This is a genomic window from Pseudomonas sp. FW305-28 (assembly GCF_017351395.1).
In the GTDB taxonomy this organism is placed as follows: Bacteria; Pseudomonadota; Gammaproteobacteria; order Pseudomonadales; family Pseudomonadaceae; genus Aquipseudomonas; species Aquipseudomonas fluorescens_AA.
This window is the reverse complement of the sequence record NZ_JACNDD010000147.1, coordinates 1-15,773: the sequence shown is the minus strand read 5'-3', so window position 1 is coordinate 15,773 and position 15,773 is coordinate 1. Positions and strand designations below refer to the sequence as shown.

The 15,773-nt window shown below is 62.4% G+C and carries 7 protein-coding genes; all 7 read right to left on the bottom strand.

What is annotated here, in order from left to right; translation table 11 throughout:
* The coding region (asnB, locus tag J4E53_RS25280; protein WP_207268207.1) for an asparagine synthase (glutamine-hydrolyzing) at positions 1–1,137 on the bottom strand (1,137 nt) is incomplete at its 3' end.
* A gap of 3 nt (positions 1,138–1,140) precedes the next feature.
* Positions 1,141–4,407: an amino acid adenylation domain-containing protein gene (locus J4E53_RS25275; protein ID WP_103310670.1), complete on the bottom strand. Its 3,267-nt coding sequence runs from the start codon at positions 4,405–4,407 to the stop codon at positions 1,141–1,143.
* Positions 4,404–5,384: a SagB family peptide dehydrogenase gene (locus J4E53_RS25270; protein WP_103310672.1), complete on the bottom strand. Its 981-nt coding sequence runs from the start codon at positions 5,382–5,384 to the stop codon at positions 4,404–4,406. The genes J4E53_RS25275 and J4E53_RS25270 overlap by 4 nt, the downstream gene beginning before the upstream one ends.
* 6 nt (positions 5,385–5,390) lie before the next feature.
* Positions 5,391–5,867, bottom strand: a complete 477-nt coding sequence (locus tag J4E53_RS25265; RefSeq protein WP_060742316.1) for a hypothetical protein — start codon at positions 5,865–5,867, stop codon at positions 5,391–5,393.
* A gap of 58 nt (positions 5,868–5,925) precedes the next feature.
* Positions 5,926–7,440 (bottom strand): serine hydrolase, encoded by a 1,515-nt coding sequence (locus J4E53_RS25260; RefSeq protein ID WP_103310673.1) that lies wholly within the window; start codon positions 7,438–7,440, stop codon positions 5,926–5,928.
* Positions 7,441–7,445: 5 nt separating this feature from the next.
* A complete protein-coding gene (locus J4E53_RS25255; RefSeq protein ID WP_103310675.1) occupies positions 7,446–7,988 on the bottom strand; it encodes a c-type cytochrome in 543 nt (180 codons plus the stop codon).
* A 31-nt stretch (positions 7,989–8,019) separates the two neighbouring features.
* The gene (locus J4E53_RS25250; protein WP_310650540.1) at positions 8,020–15,765 is read right to left on the bottom strand and encodes a non-ribosomal peptide synthetase; all 7,746 of its coding nucleotides are present in this window, start codon (positions 15,763–15,765) and stop codon (positions 8,020–8,022) included.
* Positions 15,766–15,773 lie beyond the last annotated feature (8 nt).

Here is a 15,773-nt window from a genome sequence, read left to right as displayed (position 1 = left end):
GACGCTTGAGAAGCTGTATCCTGCGAACAACTCATCGGCGCCATCACCCGCCAGTACTGCCTTATAGCCGCTACTGGCCAACGCCCGCCCCAGGATCCAGCGTGCAGCGCCAATGGTGTTGAAACCGATGGTCTCGGCATGGCGCACCGCATCCGCGAAGTGGTCGACCAGTTGCGCCTCGCTGACCGGGACGACTTCGTGCCGCAGCCCCAGGCTGGCGGCAATACCGGCGGCCTGCGTTGCATCGTCGGTGCCGGCGCCGAAGTCGACGGTGAAGGCACTCAGCCCTTCTCTTCCATGACGTGCAGCCAGTGCGGCCACCGTAGCCGAGTCGACGCCCCCACTGAGGTAGCAAGCCACGGGGCCATCCCCCTGGAAGCGATCCTGCACAGCATGGCGCAAGCCATCGACCAGCCGTGGCATCCATTCGCGCGGCGCAGACGCGAGGTGCTGCCGCGCCGCGTCGTGCGCCTCGTCCACCGCGCTCAGCAGCGGTGTGACCCCATAGCCTTGCGTGCTCCATTCAAGCACATGACCCGGCGGCACTTGGTGAATGCCCTCGAACAGCGTCTGGGCTGGCCCGATCGAGGCGAAGAAATGCTGGAACAGCGCCGCGTGGTCCCAGCGGGGCTGCGCGCCAAGCGCGATCAGCGCCTTTATCTCCGAAGCGAGGTGAATGCCTTGGTCCGAAAGTCGATAGAACAATGGCTTTACGCCCCAGCGATCCCGGATGGCAAACAGCTTGCGCCGCCGCGCGTCCCAGATCACACCGGCGAACTCCCCGTTCAGCTCACGAACATAATCAATACCCAACTGCAGGTAACCGTGCGCCACAACCTCGCAATCAGAGTCGGTGGCGAAGCACGCGCCGGCAGCTTCCAGTTTTTGGCGCTGCGCCGCGTATTGGTAGATCTCGCCATTGACGACGACATGCACGTCATCCGTGTGGAAGGGCTGCGTCTGTTCGCGGGCGCCGACCATCGCAAGACGATGAAAACCGATGCCGCACAAGCCGTCCGCCGACAACCACGAAGCGCGACCATCAGGACCACGGTGGCGCAGCGTGTCGAGGGCGGCGTCCAGCGTGACAGTGGGCACAGGTGCTTGGTGATGGCAGGCAACGACGAATCCGCACATAGATCAAGGCTTCCCTGGCAGATTCTGGCCGTGGCGCAACGTACGCGGACGCCGCCCCTGCCACTTGGCTGGCGCATGCTTAGGTCCCTCCGCCGGGGTGTTCTCCCCTTCCGCCAGCCAACGGGCGAGGCTTCGTGCAGTTGGAAAGGTGTAAAGATCCACCAGTTCGGGCCCGGTGGCGGCGAGCGCCGAGAGACGGGCATGCAGCCGTGCCAGAATGATCGAAGTGGCGCCCAGTTCATGGAAATTCTTGTCGGCTTGCACCTGCGGCACATTCAGCTCGGCGCACAACACAATCAGGATTTCATTCATCCATCGAGCTTCATCCAAGCCCCGGGACGGATCTCGTGACGCGAGGCCTGATGACAGTTCCGCACTCAGTGCATCCATGTCAGGCTTGCGATTGCGCGTGAGGGGAAACGCGACGCGGTGAACGAAGCGAACCGGCAACATGTATTTCGGCAACACCTCACGGGCGTAAGCCGCAAGCCGCAGTCCCGGCAATGGTTGTCCATCGACCGTCGTGTAGGCGGCACAGAGGCCTTGTCCCGACAGATGCAAGCAGGCCAGTTGCTCGATCCCCTCGCACCCCGACAGTGCGTGCGCGATGGCGTCTAGCTCGACCCGGTAACCGTTGAGCTTCACTTGCCGGTCCGCGCGCCCGATGAACTCAAGTCCATGGGCGTGCGTGTAGCGCACCCGGTCGCCCGTGCGGTACATGCGCTCCCCGGCGAACCAGGGATCAGGCAAAAAGCTCGCGGCCGTGAGCCTCGGCTTCAAGTAACCTGCCAATTGCGGGCCACCCAGGTACAGCTCGCCAACACAATGCTCCGGAACCCATTGCAGCGTGTCGTCAAGGACATAGGCTCGCAGCCCCGCGAAGGGCTGGCCAATGCGCGCTCCCGGCCGGCCGTCGCCAATACGCGCACAGGTGGCCCACACCGTCACTTCAGTTGGGCCATAGAAACTCCAGGTTTCCAACCCCAGTACCGCAAAGGCACTGGCCAGCGCCGGATCGACCGCGCTGCCGCCGATACAAACCGTGCGCAGGCGTCCAAGGCCGTGACGCTCCAGCCAAGGTGCCAACAGGCGACAAGCGGCTGGCGTCAGCCCCAGGTGCGTAATGCCGTTACGTATGATCGTTTCGTGCAATGCGTTGGGTGACGCGATGCACTGCTCATCAAGTACCGTGAGCGTGTGACCATGGACCAGCGGGCCGAACACCTCCCAAATGGCGAAATCGAAACTCGCGTGGTGCGCCAGGGTCCAGTGCTGCTCCTCGCCCGCAAACATGAAACGGCTGGCCGCAATCAGGTGATGCAGGCTCGCACGCGAGACGGCTACGCCCTTGGGCGCGCCGGAAGAACCGGATGTGTGGATCAGGTAGGCGGTCTCGAATGAATGCACCACAGGCAACCGGCCAAGTGGTGCACCCTGCGCCCTCTCGCACCAACGCGCATAGAGGAGACCCGGTATCGGTAGCCCGGCAGCCACCTCGGCCTGGGAGGATGAAAACACCACGCCGCGCAAGCCGGCGCCCTGACAAGCCTCCACCAACCAGGATTGTGCCTGGTCGGGATGCAGCGGTGCGAAGGTAATACCCGCTCGCAAAGCCGACACCATCGCCAGTACGGTGTCGATTCCCCGCTCCATGAGGATGCCTATGGGACCCTCGCCTGGCATGAGGCGCAGCAGCTCGATCGCCATGCGCCGAGTGGTGTCCTCAAGTTCGGCATACGTGAGCGCCTGGTCGGCATACCGTACGGCTGTCACCCTCGCCCTCTCTCTCCCATGAAGAAGCAAGGCCTGCTCGACCAGATCTTCTGCGGGTTGCGGCACGATGCCCGCCGGACAACACCAGGCAGGCGGCTGCACGAAGCCCAGGGTGCCAAGCGGCGCCGCCGGCAGCTCGGCGAGCCACGCCGCAAAGGTGGGCAACTGTTCAATGCAACGGTCGACGAAATGCGCAGGCACGCAGGTTGGGTCATGCTTCAGGCCACAGGTCCAGGTTTCGTCCTGGGCATACACCGTCAACGCAAGCTCGTACGGCGAGCCTCGCTGCTCGACCAACAAGAGCTGCAACCAAGCGTCGTGGGCGGGTGCAGGCATCACGTTCCAAACGAACGCGACCTGGGTGAGCGCGGTCAGTCCCGGACGCAGCTCGTGCACCCGGGCCCGTTCACGCAGCACCTGGAACGGCACCGCGGCCAGCCGCACAGCCTCGCGCACCTCTGCCTGATTGCGCCGCAGCAGGTCGGCAAAGCTGTCCTCGGCGACCAGTCGTTGGCGCACCGGGAGCACGTTGGCAAAATAGCCGACAGTGTGGCCGAACAAGCGACGTTCCCGTCCATGCATGGGCGTCGCAACGCTGATGTCCGCTGCAGCGCAATTCACATGCAGCCATACCTGAAACAGCGACAGCATGACCACATAAGGTGTGACCCCATGATCACGTGCGCAACGCAGCAGCGTCTCGCGGACGGACGCGGGCAGAACGAAACGACGCTCCCGGGCCCCGGTGTCAGGCATGGACGCGCGCAGGGTGTCCCCCCCAAATGACAGCGGCTGCGGTGGCGAAGCCATGCGCTCGACGAAGGCAGCGATACCCGTCTCTTTTTTCGTCATGAACATCTGTTGCGACGTTGCCAGCGACCAGGCGTTGGCATCGGCCAGGAACGCATCCTGAGCCTCAAGCGGTGCCCCCTCCTCCTCGGCATGGAGCGAGTGCAACTCGCGCAGCAGCAGCGGGAACGACAGAAAGTCGATGACCAGATGGTGCCCGGTAAAGACCAGCAGGCCGACGGTCTGCCCGGCGTTGCCATGGGTGGAGGCCGGCGCGTACCCGACGCTGCCGGCCGCCAGTGCATCAACCGCCTCGCGACTGGCGATCAGCAGGACACAGTGAAAGAGCGTCGCTGCGGTAATCTGGTGGGCACAGCTGAAGCGCTCATCGATAAAGGCCGACAGTCGAGCATGCGACCAATTGCAAGCATCCTCGAACGGTAATAGCTCGGCGTCGCTCAAATCCTGCAATGCGAGCGGATGGGCTAGTGCGTTACCCGTCGCGTCTTCGACGATCTGGCAACGAAGAATCTCATGGCGCTCGAGCAGGCGTCGATAAGCGCGCCGCAAGGCCTCGAGGTCGGGCAGCGTTCGTGTACGCGCGATCCCCAGCATTCCATACGTCTGGGCATCGGGAAACAGCCGCTGATGTCGCCACAGCGATTGCTGGTTCATCGAGAGCGGATGCCCCACCCGCGCCGGGCTCATGAGATGGAACCTCCCACCAGCGAATGCAGGCAGGCCTGGTCATCGTCGAGTTCAAACCAGTTGCGAACCGGCTCGAACGCGAAATCGCCAATCGCGCACAGGCCGATGCCACAGGATGGCGCACGCATGCGCAGCAACTGTGCCATGGCGCCGGCCTCCAGCAGGCAGTAGTCGCGTGCACGGTCGCCATAGGAAGGTTTGATGGCTGCCGGACGCGACACCAGGTAAATGGCAAAAGCCGCGTCACGGTAAAACGGTGCGTTGAAAAGAGGCTCATAGAGCGACTCGTCGAACACCAGGTCCGGTGACAGCAGCCAAAGCTCTCTGCGAAGCGGATGGTAGTAATAGAGCCCGCACGGCAGGCCGTCTACCCTCCCAGCCTTTGCGTAGAGGTAGGTTTGCACTGGATAGAGTGCGCCTGCCGAGGCATACCCTGCATGTGCGGACGCACCTCGCTCCGGCAGCTTCAGGGCATCGAGCAATTGCGCAATGCCTGCCAGCGCCAGCGGTTCGTGGCCAAATGCGCGTACGCTGGCGCCCACGGTTTCGACTGGCGACAGACCTTCGGCCAGCATCACCACGGGCCAGCCAGCGTCGTGGCGGATACCCGTGACGGCAGGTAAATCCAGGTGCGCAGTCTCAGTCACCGCCTGGGAGGCAGCGTACTGTGCGGGTTCGTGCGCCTCGCATTCGCGTGTTGCCTCGACACTCTTTGCCAACTCAGCGATCGAAGGTTCGAAGCTCACGTCCTCGAACTTCAGGCGCAACCCCATTTCATCTTCGATCAGGTTGATGATACGTACCAACTCCATCGAGTTGGCACCCAGACCAATGATGTTGCTACCCACATCAGGCACCACGACCCCGAGCACCGTTTCGACAATGCGTCGAATCCGCTCGACAGTCGACAGTGGCCCGCCGGGCTCCGCATCGATAATGGGCAAAGCCTGATTCTCGAGTTCTCGGGAAAGGGTCATGGGCTGTCAGTTCTTCGCTGCATCGGTTACGACGGGAGCATTCACCTTGTGCTGCTCCACCAAATACAGCTCATAAATCGGACGACGAACGTACATGCCCTCGCCGTAGCCATAGTTCGTCTTCGCGCCGACCGGATGTTCACCGCTCGTCACCTTTTGCAGGAAGGCATCGTACGCAGCACGATCACGCCAGACCGTGACGTGCTTTACCGGCGCCGACGTGTCGCCAGTGGCAGGCAACAGTAAATAGGACTCCATCAGACCGTCGAGATGCTTGGATTGGGCTGCATATTGCTGCTTGTAGAAATTCTGGAATTCCTGCTGCTTCGTCGGATTGACGTAGACGCTGACGATCGATACGACCTGCCCGGCGGAGGTGCTCGCCTGGGGCGCACTCCCACCGCTCGGTTCGGCCTGAGCCCAGGCCTGTCCGCAGGTCAGCGCGGTGAGAAGCCAGAACGTAGCAGGGATCAGTTTTTTCATTTTATTGGTTCTCCAACAAGGAAAGGTTGTCGTAGCCGCCAAGGCCCCGTCAGGGCGCTCAGTTGATTGTTTGCATCAAGTCGTCCATCAGCCTGCGCATGACCCAGTTGCCATCGGACGCCGTCGTGCCAAGCCGCACCACGATCAGATCGCGATCAGGCACCACTACCAGGAACTGCCCTTGGAAGCCGCCCAGGTAAAATGTCCCTTTGGGCACGTGATCGCCCAACGAGTTGAGCCAGTAGCCGGAACCGATCTCCGTGCCAATAGGCAGATCCTGGGCGACAGTGGGACGCAAACTGTCCTGGAGCCACTGTGGAGGCAGGGACACGTCGGAGCGGTGCTTGCCGCGATGTTCATCCAACAGGAAAAGGCCGAGCCGCCCCCAGTCCCGGGGACTGGCGAGCATGAACGAAGACAGCATGTAGTTGCCGTTGGGCGCCGACTCCAGGATTGCGCTGGTCATCCCCAGCGGCTGGAAAAGTTGGCGGTACGGAAACACCAGCGGATCTTCGTCATGTGCGCGCAGGGCCTTGGCAAGTGTGGCGGACAGCAGCTCGTACGAGCCGCCCGAATAACGCCATGCCTGCCCGGGCAGTACCGTCTTCGGCTCGGCGAACGAGCGAGGCGCGCCCGAAGTGCCAAGCACTGCGGCCAAGGCATCCGCATTGGGCAGCGACTTACCCGCATCGGCATGAAGCATCGGCTTCGCGAGCGGCTTGAGCGCCGCGTAGGAAGCCGGGTCGGGCGCGGAGGTCAACATGACCATCAGATCGGACATCTCGCCCAGATACCCCTCCGCCCAGTCGAGGCCTGAAGTCATTCGCAACAGCTGATCGACCGAAATGCCCTTGCGTGCATCGTTCGGCTCTGTCCCCCACTCCGGTCGTAGATCGGTGCTCTGCGGCGTCAACCAGCCACGCTGTACCAATAGCCCTGTCATGAGGTTGGCGACACCCTTGACCATCGAATAGCCAGGCAACGGCGTGTCCGCCGTCACGCCCTCGGCATACTGCTCGCCAATGACCTTGCCATGATGGATCACCAGTACGGCGCGCGTGCTCTTGAGCAGGGCCGAATCATCCTCCATGAAGGCACGCTCCAAAATGTCCTTGAGTTGCGGGTGCGCCTCCACCGGCAATGCCGCCGGATGCGCCGCACTGGACTCGAGCACTTGGGGATAGGACTTCGGCGAGGTCGCGCGTTCGAGCAGCGGCGACGGCGTGTTATCCAGGGTACAACCTAACCCTTCACGGTATTGGCTCACTCGCTTTCCCGAGCGCATCAGGGTCGAAACCGTGTGGCGCTCGCGGTCGATTTCAACTGTAAAGGGGGGCATGGTCGCCAGGTCTTGCAAGCGGATCTGGTTTTCGTTCAGCCCCGAGACGAAGACGCCCGAACACATGATTTTCGAATAGGCCGAAGCCGCGACGAAGAAGGGATTGGGCCCGGCCGGCCTGGACGGGTCATCCGCCGCTACCGCCGATACAGAGGCGCTGAACAGCACCGCCACCGTCCATCCGGCGTAGCGCTGGCCGACCTTCGAGACGCTCGAGAAAAATCTGGGAGTCATACGCTTCACTCTTTTCCTTTGTTTGACGCGGCCATGAAATCGAGCACCGCGGCCAGGTTTGCGGTCGTCAGCGCGGAGAGACTTTCGCGCATGCCGTCCGGCATGGGTCGGGTTCCAAAGACGAAATCGCGCAGCGCGTTGACGAGGTAGGTGCGGTTCTGTCCAATCAGCAGCGGACTCGCGTCGAGATGCTCGTGGCACGTCGCGCAATGCGTCCGGTATTGGCTCTCCCCTTCGGGCGCGGCCTCTGCAGGTTTATCGGCGGCCTGTTTCAGCGACGAAGGCCGGGCCGAAAGGTAATCCACGATCTCATCCAGCTCCGCAGGCGAGTACCCGGACGAGAGCCGCGGCATGACCTTCGCATCAGAACCGGGGTGGCGAAACATCTCCAGGCGATTGCGCAGGAATTCACGCTTCTGCCCCACGATGGAGGGAATCGCCAGGTTATGACCCAGCGCCGTATCGTGACAGGCGGTGCAGTCCTTCGACAGGTATGCGCCGCTCTGGGCACGGGCACCCGACATGACAAGAAGCAGCAACACACCCACCGACCATCCGGCATGTCGACATCTTTGAAATCTAACCATTGGGCACGCCATCCTCGACTCTCTCTTGTAACATCGCTTCGATGCGCTGCTGCAGTGCGCGACGGTCAACCTTGCCGTTGTCGCTCAACGTAATGCCTAGGTTGCTGTGCCAATGGCGCGGCACCATGACCTCGGGTAAGCGTTCGGCACAATGCTGGCGGATCGACTCGATCGATACGCCGTCCTCGTGCTCCACCACCGCGTGCAGCGTCAAACCGCCACGGTCCTTGAGAGGCACCACCACGGCGCGTGCAACACCGGGATACGTCAGTACGGCATGCTCGACTTCCTTGCACTCGATACGGTGGCCGGCGATCTTGATCTGCGAGTCCATCCGCCCCAGTAATTCGATCACACCGTCGGCGCGATAGCGGGCCAGGTCACCGGTCCGGTAGCGGCGTTCACCGGTTCGCCCATCGATAAAAAAAGCCCGCTCGGTGAGCGCCGGGCGCTGCCAGTAACCGTCGCTCAGACTCGCACCGGAGATGGTCAGCTCGCCCGCCACGCCATCGGGGCAAGGCTCGTCGAACACATCCACGATGTCGCAACGCTGACCTCGCAATGGCCTGCCGTAGGGAATGCTGGTCCAGTCCTCCTGGACAGTCGTCACCGGGAACGAGACGGACCAGATGCCCGCCTCGGTGGCGCCACCCAGCGAGAGCAGCCGCGCGCCAGGCGCGAGTTCGCGTAACAGGCCAGGCAAATGCAGTGAGATCCAATCGCCGCTCAGCATTACCCAACGCAAATCGAGGGTGCCTATGCGATCCGTCTTGCCCTTGCCGTAGTCGGCAAGCATTTCAAACAGAGCGGGAGCCGTATTCCAGATCGTGACGCCGTGTCGGCGGCAAAGCGTCCACCAGGCCTGTGGATTCATCCGGTCGGAGGCGTCAGGCAGTACCAGCGCACCGCCCACCATCAACGGACCCAGCATGTCGAACACGGATAGATCGAAGCCTGGATCGGATAATCCAAATACACGACTGCCGGGATTCATGCGCAGGCGTGCGCAGACGTCGCGCAGTGTGTTGGCGACCGCACCGCGCCGCATCATTACCCCCTTGGGTGTGCCGCTGCTGCCTGAGGTGAACATCACGTAGGCAAGCAGCGCAGGATCCGAAGCCATGGACATGGACGGGAGCGGTGCCCGTGGATCTTCCTGCGTCGGCACCGACAGTGTCCGTACGAGGGACAGCCTCGAACTCCACCCGGCGACCTCCTCATCGGCAAACACATGGTCGATGCCATAGCTGTCGATCACGTCAATCACGCGCGCGCGGGGCCAGCGCAACGACAGCGGTACGTAGGCGACACCTGCCATCTGCGTGGCGAGCACTGCAACCACATAGCGCCAGCCCGGCTCAAGATGGATCGCCACGCTGGAGGCATGGGGTGCGTCAGTCTTCAGGTCCAGTGCCACGCGCCGGGCGCGGGTCCACAGCTCTCCGTACGAGAGCGTCCTGTCGGCCGCGATAACGGCGGGAGCATCGGGTGATGCGCCGCAGTGCATGTCGATGTCCGCGAGGTAATCCTGAATGGACACGTCGGTCTGCCCGTCAGCCTGCCGACGGGCCTGCTGCGCCCGTGGCAGCTGCACCCCGCAGCCCTCTCCGAGCCCTTCGGTACCCGCCTGCGCGATCAACGCCTCGACCAGCGCCCGGTATGCGGCGAACATGTCGTCGACCATGCCGGCCGGAAATCGCTCGTCTACAACGTCCCAATGCAGCCGCAGCTTTCCGGCTTCGCCGACAACCTGATTATCAAGCCACACGCCGGCTGTTCGGGTGACGCGGTAGCGCTCGACAGAGCCCTCGGGAAACACGGCCGAGCCATCATCCCCTTGGGCGATGTAAGTGAATACGTAGCGCATCGCATCCACAACCCGCAATTGCGATTGCGTAGCGCGCGCCATGTCGATGCCATCGAACGCGCGATGGTCCAACCCGTCCTGCAGCCGAGCATGCAACGCACGGGCGAATTCGATAAAGGAGCTGGGGCGCTCACCGTCAATCTCCATCCAGAGCACTGAGGTGAAATCCCCGACCACACCATTGACCTCTGGATGCACGAACGGGCGATCGAACAAGGTCAGCGTCAGCGAGAATGCCTTCTTCAGCGACCAGCGTTGCAGTACCGCAGCGAACACAGCCAACAGCAAACTGCTCGCTTGAAGACCCGCACGCAGGGCCAACGACTCCAGCGCCTGTTTCTGCAAAGGGTCGAGTACCATATCGAGTCGTCGCACCGCCAAGGAGCCAGGCAGACTCCCACGAACCGGTAAGTCCGGTGCGCCCGAGAAACAGCCCATGCGCTCGCTCCAATAATGCCGCGCCGCCTCTCGCGCGGCCGGGTTTTCATGGGCTCGCGTGTATTCGAGTACGTCGCGAAAGGAGATCGACAGAGGCGCTAGCTCGGTGGCCGGATTGGCGTAGAGCGTCCAGAGTTCGCGAGCGATGATGCCCATGCTCCATGCATCCGCGTATAGCAGATCGAGCTTCACAGCGAGCATGGCCTCGCCGTCGGGCAGTCGGAACACCTGCAGCAGGAACGGCTCGTCGCGGTTGCCAAAAGGCGTGAAGGCATGCTGCTCGCGCCACCGCAGCAATACCGCTTCACGGGTCTGCGGCGCCAGTTCCGACAGGTCATGGCATTCAATGTGGTAGACACCTGCATCGCGCACCGACAGCAGGCCGCTCGCATCGAGGCGCGCGCGCAGCATGCCATGACGCTCGATCAGGCGATTCCATGCGGCCTCAAGCCGATGCGTTTCGAATCGCGGGATCACCCATTCCTGATAGATATGGGTGCTTCCACCCTCCGGTCCCTCTCGGTGCCGTGCGACCCAATAAGCCTGCTGCAGCGCAGTCGGCAGGAAAGGCTGCGATTGCATCCCGGGATCGGATTCGATCTTCCCGTTCTCGATCGGCGCAATGCCACGCTGGGCCTCGATCAATCGGGCCTGTGCGCGCAATTGGCCGGTTGCCTGCAATTGCGCGATGCTCAGGCGGCAGCCGAACGCTCTTTCGATGGTGCCTGCCAGTTGGAGCACCAGCAGCGAGTGCCCGCCCAGTTCATCGAAGTGGCTGTCAGCATGGACGCTCGCGCTCGGCAACAGCTCACGCCACAGCCCGGCCAACCGGTTCTCGATGTCGCCCTGGAGTTCGACGCGCGCCATGTCCGACAACAAGATACCGGTGCCGGCGAGTGCAAGACGATCGATCTTGCCCGCCAGAGTCAGCGGCATACGCTCGACCAGCCACAGCCGGGCGGGCCGCTCTTCGGGCAGCAACTGCAAGCGCAACGCGGGCCATAGCTGCTTTGAATCGGCCTCGGCGCGGCACTGCACGAAGGCTGACAACCCGTCGGCGCTGTCGACCAGAGCTGCGCGCAACACAGGCGCCAGGCGCTCCAGGCGCGTTTCGAGATCGTCAAGATCAATACGCACCCCCCGTACTTTGATCTGTCGATCCGAGCGCCCCACGATTTCGAGCCCGCAACGTCCGTGTCGCGCGACATCACCGGTCCGGAAGAGACGGGTATCGTTGGCGTCCAGCGGCCATGGGTTCGGCACAAAACGAATGGCGGTCAGCCCCGGCTGGTGCAAGTAGCCATGAGCCAGGGCCGGGCCACTGACGTAAAGCTCCCCCATACACCCGGGACGCACAGGCTGCAGGTTCTCGTCGAGCAGATGCAGACCCACGTTGCACAGCGCCTCCCCTGCTGGAACGACTGAAGGTTCGTCCGGGCGCGCCTGCCAATCACCGAGTTCGAAGACACTGGCGTCGGCCGACACCTCCGAAGAGCCGTAGACGTTCAACCACCGGACGGCAGGCAACAGCGCACGTGCACGTTCCATCAACGCAACTTTCAACGGTTCCCCGCTGAGCGACACCTGCCGTAGTGCGAGCGCGTCACGCCCCGGGTCCGCCTTGATCCGAGCAAGGATAGGCTCCAGCAAAGTGGGGACGACAACGAGGTGAGTCACATGCCAACGCCACAACAGCTGGGCGATCCGTGCCGGGTCGCGGCTCTCGGCATCATCGGCGATCACCAGTGTCGCCCCCGCACACAAGGGGCCGAAGTTCTCCCAGAACACATCGACAAAGCTCGCAGGCGTACGCGACAGCAAGACATCGCCCGGGTGGAGCGGATGATTGCGCAATTGCCAGGCCAGACGGTTCGCCAGCCCCTTGCACGTATTGAGCACCCCTTTGGGCGTCCCCATGCTGCCTGAAGTGAAAATCAGGTAAGCAGGTAGATTGGCCGATGGTGTCCAGGGTCCGATCGACAGGTCATCGGGCCAGGTCGCAGTTTCGACGTTGGTGATTACCGGCCCGCGCCAATCGGACAGGCGTTCTTCGCTGATCGCCGTGTCCGTGATGACAAATCGTGGCCGCCCCTGCCGTAGCATCATCTGGACTCGACCTTCAGGCAGGTACGGATCAATCGGGAGGATCGTCGCGCAGGCTTTCAACACCCCGAGCATCGCCACGACCCAGCGGAACGAGCGCGGCAGCAAAACCGCCACCGTCATGCCGGGCTTGCAGCCTTTGCGCTGTAATTCCAGAGCGACGCACTCCACCGCCCTCGAAAGCTCGCGGTAAGAAAACGCCTGCTGCGCCTCGCGCACAGCGATGCGATCCGCGTGGGCTTGCCATGCCTCCTGGAACAGCACGCCCAATTCAGGAATGGTTTCGGTGCAACGCAGCGCGCCGTCATTGCTCGATGGCGCGCCAATCGACATCACATCCGCGCTGGTATCGCGCGCGAAAGCCTCTAGCACGCTGTCGAACAGTGCGGCGACCGCCTGCGCATCGGCTTCATCGACGCGCACGCTGTCGAAAGCGATATACAGCTGGTAAACACCCGCACCGGAGCAGTCAACCCACAACTTGAACGGATAGTGGGTTTTTTCTTCGCCCGCATACCTCTTCAAACGCAAGGATTTACCGAGGCTTCCTCGTTCCGCTATCTCATGTAGCTTGCGAAACTGGGTGTAGTTGAAGCAGTTGTCGAACAAGGGCACGGACCAGTCACGCTGGATCTCGCTCAGCGGCAGATGCCGATGGACAATGGTTTGTGCTTCCGCCTGGGCGACCCCTGAAAGGTAGTGACGCACCGACATGGCGGTGAGTACCTGCCGGAACGGCAACATGTTCAGGTGCAACCCCAGAACTTCGCTCCCGCCGTCGGTTTCGAGGCGGGTGTGCGTTTCTAGGCCTGTCGTCACCTCGTTCGTACCACACCAGAGCGAAAGCGCTCGCAGATAGCTGGCCAGCAGCACCACTTTCGGCGTGGTGGCACAGCTATTGGCAAGGGCATCGACATGCCGTGCAGCCCCGAATGGCATCTCACGAATCGTGATCTCGGGCCCGCGGCACGCCGCACCGGCTATCCCGCGCGTGAGCGTCGAAGGCACGCAACCCTGCAGACGCTCCCGCCAAAAACCATGCTCTTGACCCGCGGCTATGACCTTACGCTCATGGCGCACATGGTCATGAAACGACAACGAAGGGGCTGGCAGCGACGACGGCACCTGCCCGTCCAGCAGCCCTCCGTAACCGATAAGCAGTTCTGCAAGCAGCGAAGTGGCGCTCCAGCCATCCAGCAAGGCATCGTCGAGCAGTAATACCAAATGCAGCACGTCAGCGTCGGGCAGCGCGAACAGATACGCGGCCCGGCCTACAGGGCAACTGGATTTCAGGTCGACTTCCTCTGCCCACTGACGCACGCTGCGGCCAGACAGATCACCTATGGCCATGGGGGCTTCGACATGGGCATGGACGATCTGCAGCGGCTCGCGAAATTGCGTCAATTCAACCCGTGACCGCAGTACCGGATGCCGTTGCACGCAGTTCGACCAAGCCTGCCTCAACAACGTCTCATCGAGTGGTCCCTCGACATCCACCCAAAGCAGGTCGCGATAAATGGACTGCTCTGCGTACCGTGAGCGGTAGTAAACGATGCCTTTTTGCAGCTCGGACAATGGGAAAGCATCGACTACATCTTCGGCAATGCGGATGCGATCATCGTCATGCAATAAAGAGAACGGTTCTGCGCGTGACACGGCTTCGCTGTGGGCCGCGTTCCAATCCACCTTCTGCGCAAGCTCCGCCAGGGTCTTTGTCTCGTAGAGCAAATCCAGGGAAAGTTGAATCCCCTCCTTGCGAGCATTTTCAATCAATAGCAGGCCACTCAGCGAGTCGCCCCCCAATGAAAAGTAGTTGTCCTGTGCCGCGACTTGATCGTAGCCAAGGTTGGTCGCGACCAGTCGACACAGCAACGCTTCACGTGCGTCGGTGTCCTGCAAGGCCGGCTTGGCCTCGTTAGTCGGTTGTGTGGCGATGCTGCGATAGCGGCAGGCCAGCGCCTCGCTGAAGCGCTCGAGTTCGGGCAAGCTTGTCGATGTGAGCATCACGGCATCGAGCGCGCAATGGTCCAGCAGACGTTCGAGCTGATCGAGCGCCGTCGCCACGGGCAGGCCGCGGGACAACGCCTCGTCCGTTACGGCGCGCGCCCGCAGAAGATGGGCATCGAGCGGGGTAAACGTGACACCCGACATCAACAGCAACACTGCATTGTGCTCATCCGTGATACAGACATCCGCTACCCGCAGCGATGCCGAGGTCTCTCGCACGCACACATAACTGAAGCGGGCCGCCGCGAGCGAGACACTCGCCTGCACACGCTCGAAGGCCACGGGCACCGCGAATGCTCCGGCCTCCATTTGTATCGGCAACAGCGCCACATCCATCACGGCGGGATGCCAGGGCCATTCTCCAAAATCCTGCGCCAGCTGGTCTGTTTGCAGGACCACACGATAGACATTGCCGCAGCGGCTGACGTCTTCGAGGCAACGCCAACGCTCCCCCACCTGCAACCGAGCGGGCACCGAGAACGTACAGGGCTGGGCCTGGGTCGCACAAAACGCCCGAACAAAAGAAGGACAAGTCATTGCCATGACGACATCGAGCGCGCCACCGGGTGTCGCTGTACTGAGCACCACGCCGCTTGAATCGCGGATTTGGACGTCGGTCCCCGCGCAGACGTGCTCTGGCACGCATAGGTGCATGTCCGCCCCCTCGCGCACCAAAGCCGGATTCAGCAACCTGACGTCAACCAGCACACGGGGCAAACCGGCGGCGTCGGCTATTCGCAGGAGCAAGGAGATGTGTGCGGTGCCAGGCAATAGCGCTACACCGTCGACACGGTGCTCGCTCAACAACCAGGAGTGGGCTGGCAGCGTGATGAAGGTGGTGGACTCGTGCCCATCGATGGACGACACCGATGAGTGCACCGCGTCAATCGAGCGCCGTGCCATGCCGGTGTCCAGCCAGGTATCCCAGGCAATCGAGAGCGTGCGCCAGGGCAATGTGCCGGATTGTGCCAGCGCATCCAGATAGGCATTCGCCGAACAATATTCGGCCTGTCCGGGGCCGCCAACCCAGCCGTTGATCGAGCTGAAGAACACCACGAAGTCCAGGGGCACATCGCTGAACACCCGGGACAACGCCTGTGCGCCGGTGACCTTGGCGGCGCATCGCCGCTGAGCCATTTCGATGTCCTTCGTGCGCAGGCCACCGGCGCCGGCGACACCGGCGCAATGGAAAACCCCCTGAATGTCCTGCAGAGAAATACCTGTATTTTGCGCGATGGCTTTAAGCTGGGTGTCGCTTGCCACGTCGGCCTGAACATAGAGGATCGACGTGAATCTCGCCTGAAAGTCGCCCCAGTCCTCCACCGACTCGA

Coding starts and splice junctions, on each gene's coding strand:
- J4E53_RS25275 (WP_103310670.1), bottom strand. CDS start 4,407: ATGAGCCCGGCGCGGGTGGGGCATCCGCTCTCGATGAACCAGCAATCG.
- J4E53_RS25270 (WP_103310672.1), bottom strand. CDS start 5,384: ATGACCCTTTCCCGAGAACTCGAGAATCAGGCTTTGCCCATTATCGAT.
- J4E53_RS25265 (WP_060742316.1), bottom strand. CDS start 5,867: ATGAAAAAACTGATCCCTGCTACGTTCTGGCTTCTCACCGCGCTGACC.
- J4E53_RS25260 (WP_103310673.1), bottom strand. CDS start 7,440: ATGACTCCCAGATTTTTCTCGAGCGTCTCGAAGGTCGGCCAGCGCTAC.